At 60.6% G+C, this 11,984-nt stretch carries 16 protein-coding genes; 4 read left to right on the forward strand and 12 right to left on the reverse strand.

The annotated features are described in order from the left end of the window. Positions 1 to 168: 168 nt before the first annotated feature. Entirely contained in the window at positions 169 to 993 is an 825-nt protein-coding gene (locus BRA62_RS04960) for a DUF1614 domain-containing protein (protein WP_292365334.1), read from the reverse strand. Positions 994 to 1,389: 396 nt separating this feature from the next. Here BRA62_RS04960 and BRA62_RS04965 point away from each other — a divergent pair, with 396 nt between their 5' ends. Further along, positions 1,390 to 2,109, forward strand: coding sequence for an ATP-binding cassette domain-containing protein (locus BRA62_RS04965; RefSeq protein ID WP_292365336.1), 720 nt, complete (start codon positions 1,390 to 1,392; stop codon positions 2,107 to 2,109). A gap of 79 nt (positions 2,110 to 2,188) precedes the next feature. Then, entirely contained in the window at positions 2,189 to 2,611 is a 423-nt protein-coding gene (locus tag BRA62_RS04970; protein ID WP_292365338.1) for a rhodanese-like domain-containing protein, read from the forward strand. Positions 2,612 to 2,696: 85 nt separating this feature from the next. Here BRA62_RS04970 and groL read toward each other — a convergent pair whose 3' ends face one another. Next, positions 2,697 to 4,310 (reverse strand): chaperonin GroEL, encoded by a 1,614-nt coding sequence (groL, locus tag BRA62_RS04975; protein ID WP_292365339.1) that lies wholly within the window; start codon positions 4,308 to 4,310, stop codon positions 2,697 to 2,699. A 12-nt stretch (positions 4,311 to 4,322) separates the two neighbouring features. Then, on the reverse strand, positions 4,323 to 4,625 hold the full coding sequence (gene groES, locus BRA62_RS04980; protein WP_292365341.1) for a co-chaperone GroES: 303 nt from the start codon (positions 4,623 to 4,625) through the stop codon (positions 4,323 to 4,325). Positions 4,626 to 4,732: 107 nt separating this feature from the next. On the opposite strand from groES, the gene BRA62_RS04985 reads away from it, so the two are divergent. Further along, complete coding sequence (locus tag BRA62_RS04985) at positions 4,733 to 5,146, forward strand: ArsR family transcriptional regulator (protein ID WP_292365343.1); 414 nt, start codon at positions 4,733 to 4,735, stop codon at positions 5,144 to 5,146. Between the two features lie 20 nt (positions 5,147 to 5,166). Here the strand turns inward: BRA62_RS04985 and BRA62_RS04990 are convergent, their stop codons facing one another. After that, entirely contained in the window at positions 5,167 to 5,619 is a 453-nt protein-coding gene (locus BRA62_RS04990; RefSeq protein ID WP_292365346.1) for an RDD family protein, read from the reverse strand. Positions 5,620 to 5,731: 112 nt separating this feature from the next. Here BRA62_RS04990 and BRA62_RS04995 point away from each other — a divergent pair, with 112 nt between their 5' ends. Beyond that, positions 5,732 to 7,144, forward strand: a complete 1,413-nt coding sequence (locus tag BRA62_RS04995) for an ATP-binding protein (protein WP_292365348.1) — start codon at positions 5,732 to 5,734, stop codon at positions 7,142 to 7,144. A gap of 119 nt (positions 7,145 to 7,263) precedes the next feature. Here the strand turns inward: BRA62_RS04995 and BRA62_RS05000 are convergent, their stop codons facing one another. From BRA62_RS05000 to BRA62_RS05035, 8 genes are all read right to left on the reverse strand, one after another. Further along, positions 7,264 to 8,010, reverse strand: a complete 747-nt coding sequence (locus BRA62_RS05000; protein WP_292365350.1) for a proteasome assembly chaperone family protein — start codon at positions 8,008 to 8,010, stop codon at positions 7,264 to 7,266. Beyond that, positions 7,992 to 8,159, reverse strand: a complete 168-nt coding sequence (locus BRA62_RS05005; protein WP_292365352.1) for an RNA-protein complex protein Nop10 — start codon at positions 8,157 to 8,159, stop codon at positions 7,992 to 7,994. The genes BRA62_RS05000 and BRA62_RS05005 overlap by 19 nt, the downstream gene beginning before the upstream one ends. A 6-nt stretch (positions 8,160 to 8,165) precedes the next feature. Continuing rightward, positions 8,166 to 8,945 (reverse strand): translation initiation factor IF-2 subunit alpha, encoded by a 780-nt coding sequence (locus BRA62_RS05010; RefSeq protein WP_292365354.1) that lies wholly within the window; start codon positions 8,943 to 8,945, stop codon positions 8,166 to 8,168. 7 nt (positions 8,946 to 8,952) lie between these two features. Continuing rightward, positions 8,953 to 9,141: a 30S ribosomal protein S27e gene (locus BRA62_RS05015; protein ID WP_292365356.1), complete on the reverse strand. Its 189-nt coding sequence runs from the start codon at positions 9,139 to 9,141 to the stop codon at positions 8,953 to 8,955. A 9-nt stretch (positions 9,142 to 9,150) separates the two neighbouring features. Continuing rightward, entirely contained in the window at positions 9,151 to 9,429 is a 279-nt protein-coding gene (locus tag BRA62_RS05020; RefSeq protein WP_292365358.1) for a 50S ribosomal protein L44e, read from the reverse strand. 37 nt (positions 9,430 to 9,466) lie between these two features. Further along, positions 9,467 to 10,132: a hypothetical protein gene (locus BRA62_RS05025; protein WP_292365360.1), complete on the reverse strand. Its 666-nt coding sequence runs from the start codon at positions 10,130 to 10,132 to the stop codon at positions 9,467 to 9,469. Beyond that, positions 10,132 to 11,247: a DNA primase small subunit PriS gene (locus tag BRA62_RS05030; RefSeq protein ID WP_292365362.1), complete on the reverse strand. Its 1,116-nt coding sequence runs from the start codon at positions 11,245 to 11,247 to the stop codon at positions 10,132 to 10,134. Before BRA62_RS05030 ends, BRA62_RS05025 begins: the two co-directional genes overlap by 1 nt. After that, on the reverse strand, positions 11,244 to 11,984 hold a 741-nt coding region (locus BRA62_RS05035), incomplete at its 5' end, for a GNAT family N-acetyltransferase (RefSeq protein ID WP_292365364.1). The genes BRA62_RS05030 and BRA62_RS05035, both read right to left, overlap by 4 nt.

The following is an 11,984-nucleotide window of genomic DNA, read 5'->3' on the forward strand; positions in this document are numbered from 1 at the left end:
TCGCACTCCCCGTCAGCCCCACAGCGAAACCCTTCGGGTTTCTCGAACTCCTGTCCTGCGGACAGTCGTCCCCCCAATGGCGATAAGCGACTGGCCAAAGGGCAGGAGCTCGAGCACCGTCAGGTGCGCAGTCCCCACGCGGTCCAATGCACCGGGTTTTTTCTCGTTTCAAGTGTTGGGTGCATACAATCTTTGAGAACTCGTGCGCACTAGGTTTGCGCAATGCACCTTGTTTAGAAAAACGGCATTTTTGGTGAGTTCACTCTGCATCCCTGAGTTCGCCCCCCTCACCCCTCCCTCCTGCGGGCAGACGCCTCCCTTCTTCCGCAGACCCCTCCCCGCATACGCCGCGAGCAGGACCGACAGCACGCCGGTGACGAAGATACCGTCGAATATCCCCGCGCCCCCGATGGAGAGGACGGTCGCCCGGCCTCCGGCAAGTGCCGCAAGCACGTCGGGGTTCGCGAGGTTGAGGATGTCGGCGCCGAGCAGGGTGCCCATGGTCCCGCCCGCGTAGGCGAGCCCGGGGGCGGTGCGGCAGCCTCGGGCAAGGAGGAGCCCTGCGGCGGCACCTGCGAGGGGTGCGATGTAGAACGGCATGGTGATCCCGAGACCCGGGACCGGCGTTGCGAACGCATAGGCGATGAGCGATACGGCGCCGACGGCGGCGAGGGTCTTGTAGCGCGAGACCCGGCCCCCCGCGACCATCGCGGCGGTCACGAAGAAGGGGATGACGGCGCCGCCGACGTTGACCGCGATGACCGTTTCCCCGACAGGGACCAGCGGGATGTCGATCAGGCTGCCGAGCAGCGCCCCTGCGGTCACCAGCACCGCCTGGTAGAACCGGAGCCCGATCGATTCGAAGACCCCCTCGGTGACGAGGAGCAGGTTGAATATGACCAGGGCCGGTATGAGGACGGCCAGAGCGATGAGGATCTGCTCCGGGCTGAAAGGAAGCGGCAGAATAGCGATCGTGGGCAGCTCGGTCTCCATAAGCCGGGTGTACAGGACGGGTCCATGCCATATATAGTTTCATCAGTACGGCCTCCGGGAGGTCTTCGGCCGACCTTGTACAACTCTCCACCCCCCACTCCAAAGACTAGTGCTTCATACATGTTCTATGGCAAAAGGAAGGTATGAGAGAAAATAGAAATCATAAATTGCGTATTTTATAATCCTTTTTAGATAGATATATTCATATAGGGATAGCCAAAAATAGTGATAAACAATACCTCCTGCCTCGAATCGGATAACGGAACCCGGATAGCACATCCATGAGGATTGTCCTGCAAGTGGATCGTCATCCGGGAATTTCGGGTGTATTTCGGGGCAGCAGGTGGTTGAGAACGGCTCCGTTCGCTCCGACCGATCGCATCTACACGGGGAAGCATGACTGCCTTTACTGTTGAGGACCTGATCCGGCATCTGGAACGGCTTCGGGCGCGAGGCCCGATCCCGTTCGACGTGAAGAGCGGAGAGATTTTTGGTATTCTCTGCCCCCAAGGCCAGGACCGGCGGACCCTGATCGCCATCCTCATGACGATGCTCTTCCCGATCTCCGGGTTTGCCGAGCGTTCACCGCTTGCGATCCTCGGGAACCTCGGAGACGTGCGGCGGAACATGGGCATCGTCCTCCCCGAGCCGGTGCTCGACCCTGCGCTGACCGGCAGGGAGAACCTGGACTTCCACGCACGATTGCACGGCCTGGGCGAAGAGGTCCGGAGAAGGAGGATCCCGGAGGTCATCGAACTCTTCGGGCTCGCCGGGAGCGCCGATTCTCCGGTTGAGACCTACTCCCCCGTCATGGTGCAGCACCTCGAGATCGGCCGGGCGTATCTTTCGCACCCGTCGGTCCTCTTTCTTGCCGAACCGACGAAAGAGCTGGACGGGCACGGCCGCCGGGAGACCTGGGACCTGCTCCGGCGGCTGAACCGCGAGCGGAGGGTGACGATCATCTTTACGACGCACGATGTGGCCGAAGCGGAGGCAATCTGCACCCGCGTTGCGGTGGTGGACGGCGGGGAGGTCGTGGCGCTGGACGCGCCCGAGACCTTCCGTGCGGTGATGTCTCTCGACGATCCCCCGCTTGAATTCGACAACTCCACCTGATCGTCCCGGCTTTTGCACCGGTAGATGAGCGGCCGGGGCGATCGAAACCGCTTTATCGTTGCGGCCGTGACATGGATGCATGGCCGTTCATCTCCATCCCCTGCTCGCGGTTCTGCTCGCCGTCGCGCTTGTGCTTGCCGGTGGATGTCTCGAAGGCAGCCCGGCGCCCGACGACCAGGTCGTCCGGACGATCACGCCGTCCGAAGCATCCGCCCTGATCGAAGAGAGGGAGGGAGATCCGGGTTTTGTCATCGTCGATGTCCGGAGACCGGACGAGTTCGCCGGCGGGCACATCCCGGGCGCGATCAACATCAATTCAGCGGAGTTCTCAGAGCACCTCGATGGCCTCGACCCGGAGGCGACCTACCTCGTATACTGCCAGCGGGCCGGGCGGAGCGCCGGTGTCCGGGAGATGATGCGCGAGGCCGGGTTTTGCGAGGTCTACGAGATCGAGGGCGGCCTGAACGCCTGGGAGGCTGCCGGGCTCCCCGTGACCGGTTAAACCGTATTGTTCCTTATGGGTGGGCTCGACGCGGTTGCTGCATCGAGCCCGGATGAGTGGAGGAGAAGGGGGAAACGGATCCCCCTCAGATGATGATGGCTGCAGTCTTCGTGTCTTTCTCGTCGTCGAAGTCGGTGATGACGACCTCCGTTGAGAGGATCATGCCTGCGATGGACGCCGCGTTCTGGAGCCCGAGCCGCACCACCTTTGCGGGATCGATGACGCCGTGCTCCATCAGGTTCTCGTAGGTGCCGGTCTTTGCGTTGTAGCCGAACCCTGGCTCGTCGCTCCTCTTTACGGTGGCGACGACCTCGGCGCCTTCGACACCGGCGTTCTTTGCAATCTGACGGATGGGCTCCTCCAGCGCCCGCCGGACTATGGCGACACCCACCTTCCGGTCGTCATCGAACTGCAGTTTATCCAGGGTTTCGATCGCCCTGAACAGGGTGACTCCGCCCCCGGAAACCACGCCTTCCTCGACCGCCGCCTTGGTGGCGTTCAGGGCGTCGTCGATCCGCATCTTCTTCTCTTTTAACTCCGTCTCGGTCGCCGCGCCGACCTTGATGACGGCGACGCCGCCTCCGAGGTTTCCGAGCCTCTTTCTGAGTTCGTCCTTCTTCCACTCGGAGTCCGCTATGTTGATCTGGGACTCGATCAGGTGCATCCGCTCTTCAAGGGCCTTGCGGTCGCCTTTTCCTCCGACGATCAGGGTGCTCTCTCCGTCGACCTTGACGGTGTGGGCCGAGCCGAAGACCTGCCTGGAGACATTCTCCAGTTTCATCCCGCGGTCTTCCGAGATCACCGTCGCGCCCGTGAGGATCGCGATGTCCTCGAGGATTGCCTTGCGTTCGTCGCCGAACCCGGGTGCCTTGACCGCACAGACCTTAAGTGAGCCGCGTATGATGTTCAGGATGAGGGCTGCCTGCGCCTCGCCCTCGACGTCCTCGGCAATGATCAGGAGCGGTCTCGCCTCCTGTGCGGCCGCTTCAAGGATAGGAACTATCTGTTTGAGCGAGGTGATCCTCCGGTCGGTGATCAGGATGTAGGGGTCTTCGTGCTCGCAGACCATCTTCTCGGTGTCCGTGATCATGTAGGGTGAGATGTAGCCCCGGTCGAACTGCATCCCCTTGACCACCTCAAGGCCGGTATCGAGGCTCTTTGCGTCCTCGACAGTGATGAGCCCGCCGTAGCCGACCCTGTCCATCGCGTCGGCGATGAGTTCACCGATCTCTTCGTCGTTGTTGGCCGAGATGGCGGCGACCTGCAGGATCCTGTCCCGCTCCCTGACCGGGACACTCGTTGATTGGATATACTCCACGGCGGCCGCAACAGCGGCGTCGACGCCCCGCCTGATTTCGTTCGGGTTCGCCCCGGAGGAGATGTTCTTGAGACCTTCGGTGAGGATGGCCTGAGCGAGAAGTGTTGCGGTTGTCGTCCCGTCGCCGGTCTTGTCCTGGGTCTTCTGGGCGACCTCCTTGACGAGTTTCGCCCCGATGTTCTCGAACTTGTCGTGGAGCGAGATCTCTTTTGCAATCGTCACGCCGTCGTTCGTCACGACGGGGCTTGTCGACCTGTCGATCACGACGTACCTGCCTCTGGGGCCGAGCGTTATCTTGACAGTGTCGGCGACCTTATTGACGCCGGCAAGGAGCGATCTGCGTGCGCCTTCGTCGAACATCAGCTGTTTTGATGACACCATGGGCTTCCTCCGTTACCTGATCTTTGCCAGGATGTCCTTGTATGGGACGAACACGTATGTCTCGGAGTCGATCTCGAACGTATCCGAGGTATAGCCTCCGTACAAAACACGGTCCCCGGGGCTTAAGGGGAGACTGGATCCGTCGTCGCGCTCTCCTACCGCAACGACGGATCCTTCTTTTCTGCCCTCCCGTGCGGATTCGGGGATGTAAATGCCGCTTTTCGTAACCTCTTCTCTTCGTATGGGTCTGATGAGAACCCGTTCTCCGATTGGGATAATCTCCATGAGTCCATCACCTTCAGAGAGTTTTTGCAACAGGATCGTATGGCATCCTAAATATTTAAACCTTATCAATATTATCGAAATGATTTCGATATATTGGATATCTTTATACCTGATCGGCTCATACGCATGAATGATCGATGACACCGATGGCAAGGCAGATAGTCTTTCGACAGGTCGAGAGGCCGAGAGGCAAAAGGGCGGAGGAGAATCTCGACTGGTTCTTCAACAGCCTCGGTATCGGAGAAGGAAGGGACGTCGATCAGGTCGCCCAGCGGATTCTCGTCGTCCTTCTTTCGCACCAGGTCTCCGGGAACGGCGTGCCCGTGGAGAGGATCTCGCGCGACCTGGATGTCTCCAGTTCCCGTATCAACCACCACATCAGGAACCTTGTCGATGCCGGTGTCGTGTACCGCCACAAGCGGCAGATCCATCTCCGGGGCAACTCCCTCCAGTCGATGGTGCAGGAACTGCGCAACGATGCGCTCCGGGTTCTCGACGATATCGAGGCCACGGCTGCAGAACTCGACCGGTCGTTCGGCATCGAGGAGTGAAAGGCGGGGGCGGGCTCCCCTCATTCCTTCTGCTTCACGTAGGTGACGCCCTCCGGCTCCTCCGCTTCGCGGGTCTCTATCACGACGGTTCCCGAGATCCGGTTGAAGAGCCGCTGTTTCGAGCCCGGCATGGCGAGCCACCCGATCAGGCAGTCGGGGATGAGGAGAAATGCTTTACCGAAACTCTCGATTGCTGCGGCAAAAAACCCGATATCCTCACCGGCGCGGCCGGTGACCCGGATCTTCAACGCCATCTTGCCGATCGACTGGCCGCGGTATCCCTCAAACAGCGTCCAGTAGAGGAAGAAGACGACCGAGGTGAGGCTGATCGAGATGAGCCCGGGATCTATGCTGAACTGCCAGGAGGGCGGCAGCCGGTCGGAGATTGCCCAGACGGGCAGCCCTACCAGGATGAAGTCGATGAGCCAGGCCCAGAACCGGGTCTCCCACCTGGCGAGATAGAGGGTAGCCATATCGATAATCTGTCGTCCCTGGCGGGGCTTAAGGTTACGTGTCGGCCGACGGGGGGGTGGCCGGATGCCCCGGCCACAACAGTGATATAGTACACTCTCAAGTATAATACTTATGAGTGTGTTCCTCGACCGGCATCGGGAGTTATCGGCGCTTGCCGATCGCTACCGGAGCGGCAAAGCCGAGTTCGTTGTGCTTTACGGGAGACGCCGCGTCGGAAAGAGTGATCTCATCGACCAGTTTCTCCAGTTCGGGAACGGGATCCACCTGCTTGCCCGTGAGGAGTCGAAAACCCTTCAACTCCGGAAATTCTCAAGAGACCTCGGGAATTATTTCGAGGATCCCTTCCTCAAAAGAACCGGTTTTTCAGACTGGGACAGTTTCTTCGAGTACATTGTGCAGCGATCCGGCTCCCGGTTTGTCCTTGCCATCGACGAGTTTCCGTACCTCGTCAAAGAAGATCCCTCGCTTCCGTCTATCATCCAGGATTACTGGGACACACACCTCAAGGAGACTCAGGTCTTCCTCCTCCTCTCCGGCTCGAGCATCTCCATGATGGAGTCGACGACGATGGACTACAGAAGCCCACTTTTTGGCAGGAGAACGGGCCAGATCCTCCTGCACCCTCTCCGGTTCATCCATGTTCTCGACTACCTGGGGGATATGCGCAAGGCTGTGGAGTTCTATGCCGTCTTCGGGGGGACGCCTGCATACATCATGACCGCCGATCCGGATAAAGACATCATGGCCAACGTGGAAGAGAAGTTGCTGCGGGAGGACTCTTTCCTCTTCCGGGACGTCGAGTTCGTTCTCAGGACGGAACTTGCCGAACCCCGTTACTACTTCTCCATCCTCTATTCCATTGCGGAGGGGAACAACCGTATCGGCCTCATCTGCAATGATACCGGCCTTTCCAAGAGCATCGTGAATAAGTACCTCTCCGTTCTGATCGACCTGCAACTGGTACACCGGCGTATACCTGTAACCGAGGGGCAGAAGAGCAGGAAAGGTCTCTACTTCCTCTCTGACAATCTCTTCAATTTCTGGTTCTCATTCGCCAACCCCTGCCTGGAATCGCTTGAGCGCGGCAACGCCGGGCTGATCGCGGATCAGTACGTCAAACCGCGGTTCGCGGCGTATGTGGGCAGGCTCTTTGAGGCAATCGTCGCAGATCTCTTTGAACTCTTTAACCAGCACGGTGCCCTGCCCTTTGTCTATACCCGGCTGGGGAGTTGGTGGCACCGGGGTGAGGAGATCGATATCGTCTGCCTCCGCGAGGACCAACCAGAGATTCTCTTCTGCGAGTGCAAATGGCAGGACGGTGTGGACGGCCATCGGGTTCTCGAGGAGCTCCGGGCGAAAGCGCCCCATGTCTCATGGCAGAACGGCAGGCGCAAGGAGCATTTCTGTATCGTGGCACGAACATTCTCTCGCCGCCCGATGGAGGACGATCGAGTCTCCTGCTATGACCTTGACGACCTAACGAGGGTTGTTGCAGATTGCCGAAAAGGAGGTTTCTCGGCATAGGCGTGCTGTATCCGGAACCCGGATCCTCCGGGTGGAGAAGGCGCACCGGAGCATTGCTTTGTTCGCATCGACCGGGCGTGTATCGGAGTTCCCGGGACTATCTATCGCAAAAAAAGGCGTTATCCGATATAACTCAGTTCTTCGCGACCTTTTGCCTCTTCGGCTTCCTGGATCTTTGCTATGAGTTGCTCCATATCCTCGGCACGCTGCTGCAGGGAGGTATGGTCGACCTCGATCCCGATCAGGCGGGAGAGGACCGCCAGAAGGCTGTCGGCACTCTTCGGGTCGACGATGTAGCCGCTCGTCTCGCCCATCAGGCAGATGCCCTCGATTCCCCGCGCCTCGCCGAGGCCGAGCAGGAGGCCTGAGGCCCCCACGATCATCCCGTCGCTTCCCGCATTCTCAAACGACCCTCCGGCCGCCTCCACCTCCGGCCGGAGATGCAGCATGTTGACGGCGGAGAGCACCCTCGGGCTCTCGACCAGGTGGCCGACACCGTAGCCGCCGAGTGCGTAAACCCGCCGGACACCGAGGTCTTGTGCGATGTCGAGGTAGTGCTCCGCGAGGATGTAGTGGCCTTCGGCCGAGTTGCTCTGAAAATCCCCTACGAGAAAGAGGAGCGCTTTTCCGTCCTTCTCGCAGTGGTAGATCTCGTTGTTGACGAGATGAGTGACCCCCTGTTCGTCGACGATCACCTGCGGCGGGAAGTGGATCGAGGAGATCTCTCCTACCTTCTCGCCCTCGAGTTCATGGATCAGGTGTTCGGCGACGAGTTTTCCGACGTGCCCGATGCCGGGCAGACCCTCGATCAGGACCGGGGCGTCGATGTCATCTTCTCTTGAAAAAGCTACTGTGACGTGTTCCATCTGCGTACGGTCCTCCTGTAGTTACCGTACCTATCCTGTGGAGAAAAACGTGCCGGGTGGGCCGGCCGGCACGGCCGGCCGCAGACCGGACAGACCGGAGATAGCGTGTATCTCAGGTCGTGCGGACAGCGGCGAATGCGGTTGCTCATATGGTCTTATCCGGCCTTCTGCTTCCGGATAAACTTGCCGGACCCGCCCGCCCGTTCGACCACGCCGACGGCGGCGCTTGCAGCCTTCTCGATTGCCTTCTCGGCCTCTTTATAATCGGGTGCGGTCACTTTTATCCTGTATTTCGGGGCCCCGACGTAGATCAGGTCGATATCCACGTTATCGACCTTCGGCTGCGCACTCCGGAGCGCACGACGGATGACGTTGACACCGTCGGGCCGGGGGGACGTCAGGATAAGATGTCCCGTGATGGTCACCCTCGAAACCTTCACGTTCTCGTTCGCGACGGTGACGAGCGCTTTTTTGACCGGCTCGTCGAGTTTCAGCCTGTCCGCCGCCTCGCCGCCGGTTGTGACGATGTCCTCGAAGGCCGGGTACAACTGGCCGTATTCACGATATATAGCCTCCTCGATGATCTTACTGTCCGCTCCCGAGGCCTCCGAGGCGAACCCGATCCATTTGGCGGCCTTCTGCTCGTTCTTCCACTCGTGAATCTTTTCGCGCCGCTGGTGCTCGTTTACATCTTTTAACGAGAGATCGATGTGGCCGCGGTCGGGGTCCACATTCAGGACTTTGCAGACGACTTTCTGTCCCTCTCTTACGTAGTCCCGGATGTACTTAATCCAGCCCCGTGCTATCTCGGATATCGGTATGAGCCCTCTTCGCTCGTTGTACTCGTCCAGGGTCACGAACGCCGCAAAGTCCTTGACGTCCGCGACCGTGCAGACAACGAGTTCTCCGTCTTCGGGCCACTCTCTCTCATGCATGGAATTATCACTCAAGTACTGCCAGTATCTCAGCCTTTATATCAGCTTTCCCGCCGTGGGGCTCTGCAAGGATACGCCCGCAGACGTTGCACTCCACAACGGTACTCGCCCTTTCAAAGACTACCTGTTCGTTCTCACAGTCGGGGCACTTTACCCGGAGGAATGTGCTCCTGTTCTCTCTGTTCACCCGGACCATACTATAACCTCACTCCGTAAGCTCGAATTTACCGACCCGGAATCCCGGCCGGAGGTGCGACTTTCCACAGACCGTGCACCGGTATTTGACGTTGATCCTCTTCGTCGGCTTGTCGCCGCCGGGCACCTTGCTGAATTTGCCCATGTTGCCCACCGTGCTCCTGCGCGCTTTCTGGCGGTCGATCCAGTTGAAGTGGCGAACTTTGCCCTTCTTTACCTTCACGACTTCATGAGTCTGGTGGTTTCTGCAGAACGGGCAGTATGTCTTGAATTTGGATGGCATTTTCATGATAGTAGCCTCTATTCGATAGATACGAGTACCTATATTACTTGTTAAGCCTAATATTTAAGGCTATGTCGCTCTCGCAGAGCACGTCTGCATTGTTTTCCGGCAGGGTGACGATATCCCCTCGCTCCAGTGCGTAGGTCCTGCCGTCCACTCCCATGAACGACTCCATATCGGAGAGGATATGCACGAGGGCGTAGGGAGATTGGACGGTTCGGCGATGTGCGGCTTCCGAACCCTCCGGCCCGGGGACCTCCCGGGCCTCGTCGACTCCATCCATCCGGCCGGCGGCGGCTGCACCTTCGACGCCGAAGGGACACTCCACCCCGTGGACGAGCGTCTCCCGGCACCCCTCGATGGCGTCGACGATCTGTTCGTACATCGCCCGCTCCGCCGGGAGCATCTTTCGTGCCTCTTCCTTGTCGAAGTACTGCCCCTCCATCTGCTGGAACGCAAGGTCGAGGATCTGCCGGGTCCGGACCGAGAAGATCTCCTGCACGGTGTCGGTGACGCTGCCGATCTCCTCGATGAGCAGGCTCCCCGCCCGGCTCTCCAGGGGGTTCTTCAGGCCGTAGTAGTCTGCCTTGAGCTTCTCGACGTAGGCCCGGGCATCCTCGTAGAGGCCGGGCTCGATATGCGAGAGCCTTCCCGAGTGGTGCATGTCGAGCAGCATCTGCCGCAGTTTTTCAAGGAGGTCGGTGGCCATCACGCACCTCCCGTGATCTCTGCCATGTTCCGGCAGCAGAGGAAGATCGCGAGCGCCTCGGGGACGCTCTGGACCCCTGCTTTGAGGGTGTAGGTGTTCCCGAGCAGGGACGTGGTGAAGTTTGCCTTCATGTCGACTCGTACATCGCGATCGCCGAAGACCACCGCGTCCACGAGGGGGTCGAAATCCGCGAAATCCCGGATGCCGAGCGGCACCACCCGCATGCCGCTGCCGCCGTGCAGCGACCCCGCCGCCCGGATCAGCCGCTTGATATCGGTCGTGACCGGCTCGTCCGCACGCGCTCCGGCGTCCCGGAGCCTTTCCTCGAAGTCGGGTGCGGCCGTGATCGCCCGGACGACCCGGTTCTTGAGGAGGTCTCCTGACTCCTTCGCGAGAAGGGCGTCGAGGTCCGCGAGGAACTTCGCGGCCGCCTGCTTGCCGATACCTTCAAGCCCCGCAAGGTAGGCCGTCGCCTCCGCCGGGTCGAGACCCGCAAGCCAGAGCAGGTGGGTCCGGAGGGCTTCCGCATAGCGCCGCCGCCACCCCGATTGCGCGCCCCCGGGAGCAAGCATCACGTCCGGGTCGAGCCCGATGCCGCAGACGTAGTCGACGACCTCGCGCCGCTCCGGGCTCCCCCACCCCCGGACGGCGATATCGGTGACGTGGATATGGTAGCCGCGGCCCCCGGAGAAGGCGACCCTGATATGGTTCCGGGCAAAGCCGAGCTCGTCGGTCAGCATCCCGAGCAGTTTTTCGGTCTCCTCCTTGACCCGCGCAAGCATCATCGCGTAGGGGCCGCGGACGATATGGTCGGCATCGAGATCGAAGATGAGGTCGGCCCCGGCCCAGTTCTTATCGTTCATCGTCGCCGCCGACGGCGTCTGGTAGTAGGCCGTCGAGTAGTAGACATGGGCGGGAACCAGGTTTTTGACGTATGCGCCGAGTTCCAGCGGGTCGGCAAACGCCATATGCCGCCGCATCCTGACTTCGGCCGCGGCATCGAAGAAGACGAAACCCCATTCGCGCTGCTCGAGGGAGGACGGAACGGTGAGATTCTGCCTCTGGTAGTAATCGGCGAACCTCTGCTTCACAAACTCGAGCGTCGCGGGTTTCATGGGAACGTCTTGATCATATATGGGCCCACTTGTTCATATCCCTGTTTCCTGTAGTAGGGCCGCACCCCGACACCGCTCATCACCGCGAGGTGCCCGTAACCGTGATCGCGTGCCTCTTCTTCGGCCGCGGAGAGGAGTTGTGCGCCGAAACTGCGGTGCTGCCACTCGTCGGCGGATGCCGGGGTGCTGATCGGGACCACGCTCCCGTAGACGTGGAGCTCGCGCAGGAGCGCGGCGTCGGTAAGCTCGTCGCGGAAGGGCCGGTGCGGGAACCGGAGCCGGGCGAACCCGACCAGGGCGTCCTTTGAGCCCGCCTGGATGAACCGCTCCTCCCCGCCGCACGCCCGGTAAACCAGGGTCGAGACCGCCGCCTCCTCCGGGGCGGGCGATCTGCCCACCTCGCGGCAGCGGATGCATCGGCACCGCCCCCCCTGCTCGCGGAGCCGCGCCTCTGCAAGCTGCCGGAAGTTGCTGTGCCGCGAGCCCGCGACGATCAGTTTTGCCGGGATGTCGCGCTGGATCCGCTGGAGACGGACGTACTCCGGAAGGAGGGATTTCGCGTAGGCGACGAGGTCGATCAGTTCCTCCTCGGTATAGGGCCGGTACTCCCCCCGCTCCCAGAGAGCCTCGATCTCTGAGCCCGGCGTCACCAGGGTCGGGTAGACCTTCAGGAAGTCCGGCCGGAACCGCGGATCAGCGAAGAGTTCCCGGAACATCCGCCGGTCGTCCTCGATGCT

Source organism: Methanoculleus sp. UBA208 (assembly GCF_002498065.1).
Classification (GTDB): domain Archaea; phylum Halobacteriota; class Methanomicrobia; order Methanomicrobiales; family Methanoculleaceae; genus Methanoculleus.